Raw genomic sequence first — 14,548 nt, forward strand, 5'->3', positions numbered from 1 at the left:
GCGCTTAAAAGCGAATTTAGAATATTTGAAAATGAATCAAATGATTAATCATCTTGATGATGTTATCGATTTTAGTAGGTGGTGTAAACTCTAGTTAACAGTTAATTCTTATGAAAGGAATTGATAATTATGACTGAGTTTACACCTTTTTTTGATGGTTCAAATCAATTAAATTATCGTAAATTTGTAATTTTAAGATTTCATGGTGTTTCTAAAAGAAAAATTTGTAAAATGTATAATTTTGCATATTTTCGTATATTAGAAGTTTGTGAAATGGCAAAAAAGAATGATTATCGATTTACTTATAAGGATTATAAATTTTTAAAACAATATGGTGTGTCTAATACATTTATTTGTAAGATGTATCATATTTCAATTGAAGACTTAGAATTTTTTGAGGTGATGAACCGATAGGTTTGATTAAAAATATGATAGGTCAGGAGAAGCATAGACACTCCATTATCAAAAATGCAGTGGTACGGATTTGCGGGAGTTATTCCTATTCGTGCGACCCTTTAGAAGTCGTTTAATTTTATTAAAAATTTTGTAAAGGATGGATATATTATGAAACCAGTATTGGATATTAAAAAAACTTTAGGACAATTAAACTTTTTAGGTGTAGATGAAAAATATAAATATGAAAATGGAGAGCGTACTGATAAAACTGTTTATGCATATAAATTAGCGAGTCAAGAACAAGGCGAACAAATTACTGTTAAAACGCCTAATAAAGTAGAATTAGACTATTTACAAGAATGCGAATTAGTTGAACCAGACGTTAAAATGTATGTTCAAATGTCAGGCGATTTTGGAACTATCGCATATAGCTGGAATGCAGAAGATATTAAAGTAGTTGGTTCTAATAATGCACTTAAACAAAAATAATTAGGTGATGTAAATGGATTATTATACAGCAGATAGATTATATCGCTACACAAATAGTTCAAATTTGAGTGAACCTATTTTAAACTATGTTGCTAGTCGTATAAATTGGGGCGATAAAGTTTCATTAATGACTTTAGCTAAAGAAATACAGTCTAAATTTAATGATAGTTACGTTAAAGAAAATACGGTAAAAGGTCGGCCTAAAATTTACGCTGACCTTTGTCTATTGTGTATGAGCTTGAGTGAAGCAGGACATGGCAGAATGCTACAAGTGAATTTGGAAGATTGTATTTATATTGGCGATATTGATGTTTAACATATAGTATTAGTGATTTAACATGACCGTGTAGCTTTTAGCGTATGCAGGCGCAGAAATGCAAGCACGGAGTGCGTTAAGCATTTGGGCGGAGCCTGCGACAAATACGCGTTAAAAAAGCGAGAACGGTCATGTATCAAATCGCTTGCGATTTGATAGGAGGCATAAATAAATATGACTTTAAAAAACCAGTGTACCCCCCTTACTAATAGGGGGGTAGAGCGTACAAATAAAAGTGCCGTGGAGGCAGTTGTTGACTGGGTTCAGGTCACTTTCCATATAACCCCTATTTCAGCAGTAATTGAGGACGTTATCGGTTTGCCTATAACGTTGTTCAAAAAACGAAATAGTGGCATTTACTTTTATAATCGCGGTTATGAATTTTCAAACATTAAATTGTATTATTCAAGTGATGATGAATCAATGGGCATTCACTTACAGTTAACTGGTACAGGTTGTAGAGAGTTTGAACATCATTTACAACAGTTGAATAAAACTTGGCAAGATTTTTTTGATAAATGTTTATCAGTTAATGCAAATTTTACAAGAATTGATATTGCAATTGATGATTATAAAACATATTTAAAAGTGCCTTTATTAATTAAAAAGGCTGAAAAAGCTGAGTGTGTTTCACGTTTTAGAGCTGGAAGCGCAATAAACGGTTTTAATTTATCAGACGGAAGAAGTAAAGGCGCTACTTTTTATATTGGTTCTAAACAAAGCAATTTATATTGTCGATTTTATGAAAAGAATTATGAACAAGCGTTTAAACGTCATTGTGATGTCGAAGACATTGGGTTATGGAATCGTTATGAAATACAAATGCGAAAGGCATATGCAGTTAATTGTGCGAAAGTTTTGAGTAGAACAGATAATATAAGCGAAATTGTAAAGTCTATATTGCATAATAATTTGCGTTTTATCTCCCCTCCTAAAGATGGAAATGATAAAAATCGTAAGCGGTGGCCATTGTATAGACCTTGGGCGTTATTTATTAAAGATACTGAAAAATTGAATTTAACTACTAGACCAACATTAAAATCCATTGAGGATAATCTTGATTGGTTATGTAAACAAGTTGCTACTACTTTAGATACAGTTTTAACTGCCGAAAGTATGGCGCAATCTGAGGGGTTGCTTACAGATACTGATTTTTTAGATAAAATTTTAGCGCATTCACAATTTAATGATGAGCATACGAATAGAATTAATCATTATTTGGAGGCTTTAAAACAAAAAAAGCACTTATCAAAAGATAAGTGTTAAAAAAATAACTGGGATGTGATTTTTATTAAAAATTTCGTAAAGGATTTTAGAAAATCGTTTATGAAAATAATAAGTAAGTACATTTTAACACGATTTTCTAAAAACGGAAAGCATTTTGATATTCCTAAAGAACAACGCCGAGTAATTCCAAAATTTAAAAATCGTCGTAAGATGATTGTAATTTGTTTTTACTCATTATTAGCTATTTTGTTAATTCTTTTATTAGCTTCTTTTATTAAAGCTACAAGAGCAAATAATGATAGTAAAGAAGCAGTTAATAAAACGAATATGATTCAAAAAAAGTATGAAGATAATGCGAATACAGTTCAGTATAGTCCTAAATTAAAGTTATATGCTGATAAATTTATTGATACGTATATGAATATTTCTAAAGACTCAAAAGAATTAGAATCTAGAGAAAAAGAGTTATTGAAATATTTTCCATCAGATTATAAAAAGCCTGAAGAAAAAACATCAGATACTGAACGTAAATTAAATAGTAAGGAATTTTATAATATTAAACGTAAAGATAAACAAACGATTATACAGTATATTGTTAATTATGATGTGAATATTACTGAAAAGAAAGAAGTTAAAGTAAAGAAGAAAAAGAAAAATGATAAAGATAAAGATGAATATGAAACAAAAACAGAAGAAAAGCAACGTAAAGTAAATCAAAATATTCTAATTAATATACCTATTAAGAGTGAGAATAATAAGTATGTTGTTGTTGAATATCCTTATTTTACTCCAATTCCTGATAGTCAATTAAATAAAGCTAAGATGGTTGAGGATAACTTGAAAGATAATAAACGTGAAGATAATCCGAAAGCAAAAGCATTTATTGAGGATTTCTTTAATAAATATGCTTCTAGTAAGCCTGATGATATGGCTTATTTAATGGATAATCCTGAGGGATTAGAAGGAACTAGAGAAGTTTCTCAAATAAGAGAAATTAGGTTATATCCAAAAGGCGATGATTATGTTGCTAAAGTTGAAATTTTGATGAAAGATAAAGATTCTCCTTTGGAGAATTTGGAACATTACACATTAGATATAACGAAAAAAGATGGTAAATATTACGTTAAAAATATGACTAATTCTATTGGAGGTTAATGTTATGAGTGGTTTATTTAGTTTTTTGGTTTTAGGTGCTGACCGTCCATCTATTGATGGACTTGGGGATTGGATAGGTAATGAAGTTGGTACTGGTATTGGTTTGATAGTATTAATTGTTGGTATTGTACATTGGGCTACTGGTAAGTATGGGCGAATGATTGCATTGTTTATTGTTGGTGGTCTTTTATTCTTAGTTTCTAAAGGTCCTGAACAAGTGTTTAATGCAATTTCTGGTATTTGGAAAATGATTTTTGGCGGTTGAGGTGATTCCATTTGGATAAAAAAGCTTATAATTTAAAGCGAACTTTTGAACAACCGATAGTTATGTATGAATTTACAGATAAGTTTCGTATTAATAAGGGTTTTCGTTTAGATTTTTGGGCTACATTTTTGATTGTATGGTTTATATTATTTTTGTTATTTTGGTATTTATTACAGCCTGTCATTATGTCGATTGGTGGACTTATGTTTATTTACTTTACGGTTGCACCATATTATATAACGAAATATATTGTTAAGTTAAAACAAGATGGAAAGAAATTATTTTTCTTCTTATGGGATTTTGTAATATTTGTTTTTAATGTGCAGCTAAGAAAAGTTAAATTAAGTTATGATGAAGAAGTAGAATATCATGATAAAAAAATAACATTTAAATAGCCCCTATTGGGGTTATTTTTATTGGAGGGATGACATGAATTTAAAAGCACCGTATGCAGGTTTAAGAGATAATTTGTTATTAACGAAAACTGGCGAAGTTTGGGCGTATTATCGTGTTCGTTCTGAGTCTATTTCAACAGCAAATTATGATGCAAAAGAAGAATCAAAAAAGCGTATGCGTTATTTTTTAGAGTCGATTAAAGGTTATCAAGATTTTCATTTTGAAATGTATGACCATGATTTAGATTTGCGAAATAAATTTAAAGAAATTAGTAAAGATTTTGATGATGAAGCTTTTAATGTAGCTGAATATTATTCAAAAGAAACTATTGACGTATTAGAACAAGAATTACAAATGATTACGCATAATTCTTTTGTTATGGGTGTTAAAATACGTGAATTAGCTGACGATGCAGTTACACTTAAAGAGATTTTAAAAAGTACATTATCAGATACGGCTGAGCGTATTGTTTCGAATTTTGGTTTTGATGTTAATTTAGACGATAAAATTTTAGATAAGTATAAAACATTTGAACGAGATTTGGCTGATAGTTTTCTAGGTATTGGAGGCGAACGTTTAACTGAGAATGAGCTGGCTTATATTATTCGGAAGCCATTTATATCAAATGCAACACATGACGTACAGGAAGAATCTTCAAGACGAGCTATTACAGATATTTATAATGCAGTAATTGACCCCACTCGTTTGAGTGTTTTAGAAGTTGAAAATGATAATGAAAAATTTTACACAACAACAGTTGTTGTTGATGATTTTCCGTTAGATATGGAATATACACATTTATTTGAGAAAGCTCAAAATATGCCTTTTCCGGTTGAATGTCATGTAAAAGCAAAAATTATTAATAATGAAAAAGTTAAGAAAAAATTTGACCGTGCGAAAATAAATCATAAACAACAAGCAAAAGAAAAGCAAGATACTGGCGATAGTGCTTCGGAAGATGTTCAAGATAATTTGTTTGTATTGAATCAAATGGAACGAGAAGTGACTGGCTCAGGTGTATTTATTGAGTGGGTATTTATGTTTGTAATTAAAAGTGATGATTATAGAGACTGTAAACGTAAAGCAAAGCGTTTGATGAAACGATTAAAGGAAACTCAAATATATGCAGTTAATCCATTAGCTGACCAGTTACAATTGTTTTATCAGTGTTTACATGGTAATGATTTATTTATTAATAAGTATTGGTTACAAAGAACTACGGCAACAGGTATAGCAGAAAATTTATTTGGTGTGTCTCAAAGTTTGGGAACAAAAACAGGTTTTTATATAGGGCGTATTGATAAATTTATTCGTTCTGTTTCACGTGAGGAAGCTGTTGCAAGTTCAAGGGATATAATTTTATTTAGTTTATTGTTGGCTGCAAAAGGTATTAAAGGGGCTGTCAGTGATAGTCCGCATGTTTTAATTACTGGTCAAACTGGTAAAGGTAAATCATTTTTAGCAAAATTATTATGGATTTATACATCATTTTTTAAAGGTCAAATGTTGTACTGGGATCCAAAATCTGAGTTTGCAGAATGGTTTGACAGAGTAACAGAAAGTAAGGAAATGCAAGAAAAGTATCCCCTATTTATTAATCATTTAAAAACATTTAAATATGTAACATTGAATTATGAAGATTCAACCAATTATGGTTGTCTAGACCCTATTGTATTTTTAGATGGTATTGAAGCTAATGAGATGTTGAAATCAGTGTTTGATGAAATTAAATCTTTTGAAAATTATCATCATATTGAAACGGCAATTTATCAAGCTATTTCTGATACGGTTGAAGAACGTGAAAATGGTAAAAAAGTTGGTTCATTAAATGTAATTGAAAAATTACAGAATAATGAAGATGAGCATGTAAAAAATGCAGGCGATTTATTATTTGAAAAAACGCAAAACAATATTTTAAAACTTGTTTTTAGTGATGGTACGAATCCAGCTTTAAATATTCAAGAAAAAGCAACTATTTTACAGGTTAAAGGTTTAGATATGCCTAAAGCAGATGATGATACATCAAGTTATTCAACAAGTGAGAAAAATGGGATTACATTAATGTTATTAATTGGTAAGTTTTTAGAGAAATTCGGTTCTCGTAGAGATGTTCAAACGACTATATTTATTGATGAGGGTTGGGCTTTTAGTGCTTCAAGACAAGGTAAAAAAGTTGGTAAGCGTATAAAAAGAACGGGACGTTCTGAGAATAATTCACTTGTATTTATTACACAATCGGTAAAAGATAAAGCAGATGATGATGGTGGTAACTTTGGTTGTCATTTTGCATTTGATGAAAAAGATGAACGTGAGGATATTTTAAAATCTTTAGGCTTAGAATATTCAAAAGAATCTCCTGAAAATATGGAAATGTTGAAAGATTTGAAGAAAGGTCAATGTATATTTAGTGATTTTTATGGACGTGTTGGAAAAATGGTTGTACATTGTCCATTTGAGGAAATGACTGAAGCATTTAGAACACAAGAAGATTCTGCAAGCTCTAAAGCTGAAGAAAAATTTGCGATGTAATTTTTAGCACATACAAAATTGTATGTGCTTTTTATTTTAAAGGAGTGGATTTGATGGCAATGAATGAAATTGCTTTATTTAAAGGCGTACGTATACAGCCTTATCAGAAGTATATTGATTTTATGTTTGCAGGTGTATTAGCATTTATTTTTTTGGTATATCGTATATACATTTTGTTTATTGATTATAAATCAGTTAATAAAAAATTGGATATATGGACGTTGTTTGCATATTTTAAACCGCATTTATTGTATTTATTAATTGGTACAGCAATTATATTTGTGATATGTAAGCTTATTGCTCAGTTTTTAATACGTTTTAAAACAAAAGATTTGGCTGAAATGATTGAAACACAAGGTTTTCATAATCGTACAGTAATCAAGAAAACAACTGAGTATATCCCTATTGATTATAAACAAACTGAATATGATTATTATCCAACAATGTTTTATAAGCGTGGTAAAAAATCTTTTGTTATTCATATTAAGAAAGACGGTTCGAGGTTTCAAGATAATTATTTAGAGTTAGAGACGATTATTGAACCAATGTTTAATTCTGAATTAGTAGAAAAAAAGCATATTGGTCGTTATTTGAGATATGAATTTATGCCACTTAAATATAAAAAGCGTATTGTTATGAATGGCGAACAAGAATCAAATACAATTTTTTATGATACAAAAATTGCTATTACGCATCAAATTACTTGGGATTTTGTGAAAGCACCTCATGGATTGGTTACAGGTATAACCGGAGGTGGTAAAACATATTTTTTATTTTATGTGATTCGTGAGTTATTCCGTAGACATTCAGAAGTACGTTTATTAGACCCAAAAGTTTCAGATTTGAGCTTTATGAAGCGCGTTATTGGTGATGATAAAGTTGCAGATACTAAAGGTCAAATATTAAAACAATTGAGAGAAGCTAATAATGAAATGGAAGAGCGTTTTAGATTAATGAATGATAGTTCGGATTATAAAATCGGGAATGATTTCCGTAATTTTGATATGCGTCCTTATTTCATTATTTTTGACGAGGTAACGGCTTTTACTTCAACTTTAGATAAAAAAGAATTACAAGAAATGAATGATTATTTAATTAATATTATTATGAAAGGTCGTCAAGCTGGTGTATTTATGTTTTTAACAGCACAAAGACCAGATGCAGATGTGATTAAAGGTAATGTGCGTGACCAATTAGGGTTGCGTGTGTCTTTAGGTAATTTGTCAAATGATGGTTATCGTATGACCTTTGGTCAAACTGATAAAGAATTTCAAACGATTCATGATAGTGATATCGGTCGAGGTTATATTTCTATACTTGGACAATATAATGAACCAATTTTATTTGATGCGCCTTTAATGGAACAATATGATTTTGTGGAAGATGTGAAACAAATATTAAATAAGGAGTGATTTGATGAAGCATAAAAGTGTGTATCTTTTATGCTTTTTAATTTTGCCTATTCTGCTTTTAACATCTGTGAGTGCTTACGCTGTTTCTAATCCAGTTTGGAAAGAGAAGAAGTTAGGGGATATTACAGAACAATCTATGTATGGTATAGGTGCATCTGCAACAAGGTTTGATTCGAAAAATATATATATAAGAATTACTGATATTGATGAAAAATCAAGGAAATTAAATTATCAAAACTTAACTACACCTGATGAACTTAATAATAAGTACAAGCTGAAAAGAAATGATATTCTTTTTGCACGAACTGGTGCTAGCACGGGCAAAAGTTATATTCACAAAGAAGAAAAGGATATTTATAATTACTATTTCGCTGGATTTTTAATAAAATTTGAAATAGACGAACAAAATAATCCTTTGTTCATATACCAATTTACACTAACATCAAAATATAACAAATGGGTGAAGGTCATGTCTGTAAGATCTGGTCAACCGGGCATTAATAGTGAAGAATATGCAAAATTACCTTTAGTTTTGCCCAATAAGTTAGAACAGCAAAAAATAGCAGAATTCTTAGATAGATTTGACCAACAAATTGAATTAGAAAAACAAAAAATAGAAATACTTCAACAACAGAAAAAAGGCTTACTTCAATCGATGTTTATTTAATAGTAATGCATAAAATCCCCCACTATTTGTCAGTGAGGGATTTTTTTGAAATCTTATAAATAATAAATCATTACAGTAAAAATCATGAGAATAATATTGAATTGCATCACGTATATATTAAAATATAATTGGATAATGAATTATAAGTGAGATAAACTCCTATTTTATATGAAAAATGTCCTAATCAAAATTATGAACATATTATTAATATAGAATTGATACCAAAATAAATATAAGAGGTTAAGTATATATGAATAAAACAAACTTTGGGGATTATTTAAATAAAAGTAAGAGCAGGAAAATATATAAGATTTTTGATCAAAATTTGAAGCAAGAGTTTAGTTATTGGCAGTTTAGGAAACTTTTCAAATCTTATACAAGGCAGTCTGATGTACATGAATTAAAAGTGTGTACTCAAAATGATGGTACTATTGAGCAAATATGGATAGATAAAGCAAATCAATTTGGAGTGTCAGTGACTTGGAAAGATAATAGTATTATCGGATTTGTTATGCGTCCGTTAATCAATTATGATGCGATTAAGAATGAAACGACTTTAAAATATGCAGTGCCGACAACTGATTGCTATGAGGTTTTTTGGGGTGGAGATAATGAATTATATAATTATCACTATTTATACCCACATCAAAGGTATGCTATTGATTTAGTTATTAAAGAAAATCATAAAACATATAAGAACCTAGGAAAAGTAAATACTGATTATTTTTGTTTTGGAAAAGATATCATTGCGCCAGCAAATGGTACAGTTGAAAAAGTTGTGAGTGGAGTTCAAGACAATAGTATTGGAAGCACGAATGAATCACAGTTTTTAGGAAATTATATTGTAATCAAGCACGCAGAAAATGAGTATAGCTTAATCGCTCATTTACAACAATATTCAATCATTGTGGACGAGGGGCAAAATGTTAAATATGGTGACATCATTGGGAAGGTTGGGAATTCTGGCAACTCTACTGAACCTCATATACATTTTCAAGTAATGAATGATAAGAATATTGAAGCATGTACATCTTTGAAAATTCGATTTATAAATAATCGAGAACTTATCAAGGGTGATGTGGTCTGCGGATTACAAGGTGAATGATAGTTATGCTTATAAAAACTCGACACTATAAAAATAGTATAGTGCCGAGTTTTTCTTAATTATTTAGTTAATTCAAAGTTTAAACCTGCATCATTAGAGTTTGTGACACTTTTATTAGTTATGGTGTAACCTTTAATAAAAATTTTTGATTCTATATCTGAAACGGAATTTGTAGATTCGGGATTAAAGAAGCTACATTCATAAGTTTTATCATCTTTCTTTTTAAGTATAAACATACCTTTGGCTTTAACTTCAACTTTAGTACCATTAATTTCAAAAGTTTTAGTGCTATCGCTGTAATTAACACCAGCCCAAACCGATTCATTATCTTTCACAACGTGGAAGTCATCTCCTTGCTTAACGACAGTTACTTCATCTTTTTTTGTCTTAAAGTCATCTTTAGATAAGCCTGGATACAACACATATCCATATTTATCATCTGTATTAGAATGCTTTTGATTTACTTCATAATACTCATCTTTTTTGTCTTCTGATTTTTGACTTTTATTTATATCACTCCACTTACCAGTATGACTTTCTTTTTTTACAGTTATTTTCGATTTGTTTAAAAATTGAAAGCCTATATTGTTTTGAGTGCTATTCGTTGATTCTAAAAAGACTGAATTGGTTTCCTGATTATCGGAAGCGGTTATTTGTTTATCGTCTGTATATAACGTATACCCATTCGCTTTGCGATTTTCAATCGTTGTCACTGGAATCTTTGATGAATCAGTACTTTTAATGCCAGTTCCTAAGAAGATAATTTTATCGTTTAATATGAAATATGATTTTTTGGCAGTTAGAGTTTTGTCCTGATTTTCAAAATCCATTCCGATGCTAGCATGTTGGTCATCAAATTTTGTTCCGCCTACAAAAGTTTTACTAGACATTTTAACATCCGTACCTTTAGGTTCTTCATTTTCTAAAGTTGTAGTACCTGCTAATCTTTTCATATCAGCTGTTGCCCAGAAGTTATCACGGTAGTGTTTCACATTGCTATTGTATAAATAAGACATTCCAGCACCAGTATGCCAACCTTTTAAGTTTTCATTATTGATACTTTCGTAACGTGCGACGTTTTTCGACGTCATACTTAAACCAAATGCAAAGTCCAGGTCTTTATTGTGATAGGTGACACGGTCCATGTCATTATATATTTTAAGTTGTTGTGTTAAACCGTTAGTAGAAATAGTGCTGTCTTATATTAAAGATTTCAATTTGCTAATGTCTGAATAAGAAATTAATGTGTCATTTGAGTCATAACTCGAATCAGAATTAACAGAAATTTTAACGATTTGCTTATATTTTTTTGAAGTAATAGTGTCCATGTCATCACGCACTATTCATATTACAATAAATTGTGTTAATTAAAGTATTTAAGGAAAGGTGATATGTGCCATTATATTTCTTTAAATAGAAACTAACAAGAGCTATAATTTATAGTAGTTGTAATAATTAAAAAGAGGGGAGAATGTGAAGATTCAAATTAAATCTCTTTTATAAGTTTATGGAGCAGACAGATACAATAATAGATGATGTAGGATTTGAGGAATTATCGAACTTTATGAGATTGTTACCAAAATGAACTAAAGGTAATGGATATGTAGCTATCAGAAGCCGTGAGAAAAGAAACAAATGAAAATACTATTCTAAATACGGTTATGAGCTATTTGAAATACTTAACCAGACTAAGAAAATTTAAATCAATTAATGTATTTAAACAAGAAAGAGGAAGAGTTTTGAAAGGATAATTATATCATATTAATAAATAGAAATATTAAAAAAATGTACTAAAATTAAGGGTTAATAAAAAGAAAATAAAAATTTTAACATCAAAAGAAGTCAAACAAATAGTTGATGCTTGTCATACAAAGTAAGATAAATTAAATTTAATGATTACTTATGAGGAAGGTTTACGAATCGGGGAAGTGTTAATCGTTAAGACATAAAGACTTTGTCACTTAGGATAATCAAATTCATTTCATACTCAGATATGGTAATGACCTTCAGGCCAATATTAAACTAAAGAAGGAAAGAACAATATATGTAAGTAAAGAACTTATGGCACTTTATTCAGGGAATTATGTATTGAGTATTGTGAGGATCTTGAGCACAATTATGTCTTTATTTTTTTAACACAAGCATATTTCGGAAAACCGCTAAAGTATCAAAGGGTTATTGATCTGGTAAGAAGAATTGTTAAAAGAACTGGAATAGAATTTACGTCACTCTAATGCAACACAGCTAATTAGGGATGGATAGGTTGTTGCATCCTTTCAAAAGAGATTAGGGCATACACATGTTCAAGCAACATTAAACACCTATATACTTTTTTCAGATCAGTATAAGAAATTTAAGTTTAATAAATATCTTTAGAGAAAGAAAAATGAATGATTCAAATAAAAGGAGAATTATCAATCAAATTGAGATTAACAAAAAATAGTTTCATTGAAAATGAAGAGGTGTACACTAAAGATTAGTTTAGATGTTCTTGAATTAAAGATATTACTTATCCTTTATTTCAAATGTATGGAATCATACTTATTAATTAGCGAAAGGATGGAAGTTAATGGATAATAGCTATTTCTTTGAACACTTGGATGCTAATACAGAGAGTAATCCAAGGATTCATTCTATAATAAGGGATCTGAAAAAACTATCCCAAGAGGAAAAAAAACAAGTATATGTAATAAACAAACCAGTAGGTGAAAGAAAATATAAATACGCTTATAAAGATGCGGTTGTAATTCTTATTCCAAAAGTTAAGCTATTAGTTATTAATGTTGGTAATGATACGGATGCGTTTGAAGACTTTTCTGCGGATTTTATTGAAGATCTTGGGATTATATCAGATAAATATAATTATAATAATTTTTTGGGTAGACCAAGAAAATGGAGAGATAAGCTTGTAAAAAAAGTTGACTTCCAGACTACTGATGATATAACTTCGATTATCGAAAGTTGTTCATTAACTGGTATAGATGCACGTAAAGGTGAGTTATTGATATCTTTACTAACTGGAAGTATCAATGATATTGATCGTGTTGATGGAGAACTCCCTGGAAATACGTTAGAACAAATTAAGAAAAATATTACTCTATTTGATGGAGAACAAACAAGGTTCATTTACAAACAACCAGATAAAAAAGTAGTAACAATTCAAGGTTTAGCAGGCACGGGTAAAACGGAATTACTGTTACATAAACTTAAGGATATTTACGTTAACGAGGAAAAGTCAAAAATATTTTTCACCTGTTATAGTAAGATTTTAGCACAAGATTTGAATGAGCGAATCCCTGCTTTTTTTGATTTCATGAAAGTTAATGAGCAAATTAAATGGGGCGAGCGACTTTGGGTAGAACGTAGCTGGGGCTCTAAAGTAGATAAAAATTCAGGTTTATATAGTTTTATTTGTGATTATTACGAAATTCCTTTTCAAAGGTACAACTGGTCTATATCTTTTGAATCGGTATGTAAAGATGCTTTAGAAAAGCTGAATCAACTTGAATCAGAAGGGATATTTGAGCCGTTCTTTGATTACATTCTAATCGATGAAAGTCAAGATTTTAATGAAGTTTTTTTCGAATTATGTAAAAAAGTTACAATAAAACAAGTTTATATTGCCGGAGACATCTTTCAAAGTATTTATTACTATAATGAAAACACAGAAATAGTGCCTGACTTTCTTTTGAATAGAGTTTATAGGACTGATCCAAAAACGCTAATGTTTGCACACGCAATAGGATTTGGACTTTTAGAGAGGCCGGTAGTTAGATGGTTAAGTGATGAAGAATGGGAAGCCTGTGGATACACAATTGAAAAAGAAGGGGATTATTACAGTTTTTCAAGAGAGCCTTTAAAAAGATTTGAAAATATTGCAGAAGATATTACCAGCCTCAAACTTTCTGTTGCTTTAGATGACAAGTATTTGGATAAAGTTCTATCGGCTATTCAAGATATTCGAGAAAAAAATCCTACTGTCGAACCAGGTGATATTGGAGTCGTATTCCTTGAAGACAATAATTCAAACTATGAACTTGCTGAACAATTGATTATTAAGGTTGATCAAATGTTTGGGTGGAAATCCATTAAAGGTTATGAAGTAAAAAATAAAACAAAAAATGCTTTGTTTATAAGTAATCGAAATAATATAAAAGGTCTAGAATTTCCCTTTATTATTTGTATAACCACCTCTGTACTTAATAGTAATACAAATATTAGAAACTCACTATATATGATGCTTACCAGGTCATTTATCACAAGCTATTTAATACTTTCAGAAGAAAATGGAGAACTCAATTCTAAACTTGGAGATGCAGCAGAAAAGTTAAACGATACGGGACAACTTAAGGTGGAAAAGCCAAAACCTGATGAAATAATGGATAAATCTAAATTGATGCTAGAAGCTAGTGAAAATAAATCTCAATACCAAATTGTAGAAGAGATTTTGCGCCAATCGTTTCATATTCAAGATCAAAAAGCAAAAGAAAAAATTCATGAAATGGTTAATGTATTGTTACCGGGGAGTGTGGATTTTGAAAAAATTTATAAGGTAATTAACAAAAATATTGATATGGTATAGGGTGTTAGT

General features: G+C 29.8%; 12 protein-coding genes and 2 pseudogenes. 13 read left to right on the forward strand and 1 reads right to left on the reverse strand.

All coding sequences use genetic code 11. The features are described from left to right. Window positions 1-129: 129 nt before the first annotated feature. The 11 genes from ACXQH5_RS09415 to ACXQH5_RS09465 all read left to right on the forward strand — a co-directional run bounded on the left by ACXQH5_RS09415 (window position 130) and on the right by ACXQH5_RS09465 (window position 9,957). Window positions 130-414 (forward strand): hypothetical protein, encoded by a 285-nt coding sequence (locus tag ACXQH5_RS09415; RefSeq protein WP_000134547.1) that lies wholly within the window; start codon window positions 130-132, stop codon window positions 412-414. Between the two features lie 150 nt (window positions 415-564). Next, the gene (locus tag ACXQH5_RS09420) at window positions 565-885 is read left to right on the forward strand and encodes a DUF961 family protein (protein WP_000805732.1); all 321 of its coding nucleotides are present in this window, start codon (window positions 565-567) and stop codon (window positions 883-885) included. Window positions 886-898: 13 nt separating this feature from the next. After that, entirely contained in the window at window positions 899-1,201 is a 303-nt protein-coding gene (locus ACXQH5_RS09425; RefSeq protein ID WP_000386891.1) for a hypothetical protein, read from the forward strand. Between the two features lie 174 nt (window positions 1,202-1,375). After that, window positions 1,376-2,467, forward strand: a complete 1,092-nt coding sequence (locus tag ACXQH5_RS09430; protein ID WP_000172943.1) for a replication initiation factor domain-containing protein — start codon at window positions 1,376-1,378, stop codon at window positions 2,465-2,467. A 60-nt stretch (window positions 2,468-2,527) separates the two neighbouring features. Continuing rightward, entirely contained in the window at window positions 2,528-3,583 is a 1,056-nt protein-coding gene (locus ACXQH5_RS09435; protein WP_000692005.1) for a conjugal transfer protein, read from the forward strand. A 4-nt stretch (window positions 3,584-3,587) separates the two neighbouring features. Then, window positions 3,588-3,848, forward strand: coding sequence for a TcpD family membrane protein (locus ACXQH5_RS09440; protein ID WP_000015644.1), 261 nt, complete (start codon window positions 3,588-3,590; stop codon window positions 3,846-3,848). Window positions 3,849-3,859: 11 nt separating this feature from the next. After that, window positions 3,860-4,243 carry a TcpE family conjugal transfer membrane protein gene (locus tag ACXQH5_RS09445; RefSeq protein ID WP_000358144.1) on the forward strand — a complete coding sequence of 128 codons (384 nt, stop codon included), beginning with the start codon at window positions 3,860-3,862 and terminating at the stop codon, window positions 4,241-4,243. A 34-nt stretch (window positions 4,244-4,277) separates the two neighbouring features. Next, the gene (locus tag ACXQH5_RS09450; RefSeq protein WP_001049264.1) at window positions 4,278-6,773 is read left to right on the forward strand and encodes an ATP-binding protein; all 2,496 of its coding nucleotides are present in this window, start codon (window positions 4,278-4,280) and stop codon (window positions 6,771-6,773) included. A gap of 53 nt (window positions 6,774-6,826) precedes the next feature. Next, the gene (locus ACXQH5_RS09455) at window positions 6,827-8,185 is read left to right on the forward strand and encodes an FtsK/SpoIIIE domain-containing protein (protein ID WP_031883303.1); all 1,359 of its coding nucleotides are present in this window, start codon (window positions 6,827-6,829) and stop codon (window positions 8,183-8,185) included. Window positions 8,186-8,189: 4 nt separating this feature from the next. Then, window positions 8,190-8,852 (forward strand): restriction endonuclease subunit S, encoded by a 663-nt coding sequence (locus tag ACXQH5_RS09460; protein WP_234720974.1) that lies wholly within the window; start codon window positions 8,190-8,192, stop codon window positions 8,850-8,852. A 250-nt stretch (window positions 8,853-9,102) separates the two neighbouring features. Continuing rightward, a complete protein-coding gene (locus tag ACXQH5_RS09465) occupies window positions 9,103-9,957 on the forward strand; it encodes a M23 family metallopeptidase (protein ID WP_001044434.1) in 855 nt (284 codons plus the stop codon). Between the two features lie 59 nt (window positions 9,958-10,016). On the opposite strand, the pseudogene ACXQH5_RS09470 reads toward ACXQH5_RS09465, so the two are convergent. Then, a pseudogene (locus ACXQH5_RS09470) lies at window positions 10,017-11,291 on the reverse strand (polysaccharide lyase family 8 super-sandwich domain-containing protein); the annotation flags it as partial. A gap of 282 nt (window positions 11,292-11,573) precedes the next feature. Here ACXQH5_RS09470 and ACXQH5_RS09475 point away from each other — a divergent pair. Both ACXQH5_RS09475 and ACXQH5_RS09480 read left to right on the forward strand, forming a co-directional pair. Continuing rightward, a pseudogene (locus tag ACXQH5_RS09475) lies at window positions 11,574-12,333 on the forward strand (tyrosine-type recombinase/integrase); the annotation flags it as partial. 193 nt (window positions 12,334-12,526) lie between these two features. After that, on the forward strand, window positions 12,527-14,539 hold the full coding sequence (locus tag ACXQH5_RS09480) for a DEAD/DEAH box helicase (protein WP_000370570.1): 2,013 nt from the start codon (window positions 12,527-12,529) through the stop codon (window positions 14,537-14,539). Window positions 14,540-14,548 lie beyond the last annotated feature (9 nt).

It is taken from the genome of Staphylococcus sp. SA22, assembly GCF_054165785.1.

What these genes read in the sequence shown, in the direction of transcription:
- ACXQH5_RS09415 (WP_000134547.1), top strand. Translation starts at nt 130, where the DNA reads ATGACTGAGTTTACACCTTTTTTTGATGGTTCAAATCAATTAAATTAT.
- ACXQH5_RS09420 (WP_000805732.1), top strand. Translation starts at nt 565, where the DNA reads ATGAAACCAGTATTGGATATTAAAAAAACTTTAGGACAATTAAACTTT.
- ACXQH5_RS09425 (WP_000386891.1), top strand. Translation starts at nt 899, where the DNA reads ATGGATTATTATACAGCAGATAGATTATATCGCTACACAAATAGTTCA.
- ACXQH5_RS09430 (WP_000172943.1), top strand. Translation starts at nt 1,376, where the DNA reads ATGACTTTAAAAAACCAGTGTACCCCCCTTACTAATAGGGGGGTAGAG.
- ACXQH5_RS09435 (WP_000692005.1), top strand. Translation starts at nt 2,528, where the DNA reads ATGAAAATAATAAGTAAGTACATTTTAACACGATTTTCTAAAAACGGA.
- ACXQH5_RS09440 (WP_000015644.1), top strand. Translation starts at nt 3,588, where the DNA reads ATGAGTGGTTTATTTAGTTTTTTGGTTTTAGGTGCTGACCGTCCATCT.
- ACXQH5_RS09450 (WP_001049264.1), top strand. Translation starts at nt 4,278, where the DNA reads ATGAATTTAAAAGCACCGTATGCAGGTTTAAGAGATAATTTGTTATTA.
- ACXQH5_RS09455 (WP_031883303.1), top strand. Translation starts at nt 6,827, where the DNA reads ATGGCAATGAATGAAATTGCTTTATTTAAAGGCGTACGTATACAGCCT.
- ACXQH5_RS09460 (WP_234720974.1), top strand. Translation starts at nt 8,190, where the DNA reads ATGAAGCATAAAAGTGTGTATCTTTTATGCTTTTTAATTTTGCCTATT.
- ACXQH5_RS09465 (WP_001044434.1), top strand. Translation starts at nt 9,103, where the DNA reads ATGAATAAAACAAACTTTGGGGATTATTTAAATAAAAGTAAGAGCAGG.
- ACXQH5_RS09480 (WP_000370570.1), top strand. Translation starts at nt 12,527, where the DNA reads ATGGATAATAGCTATTTCTTTGAACACTTGGATGCTAATACAGAGAGT.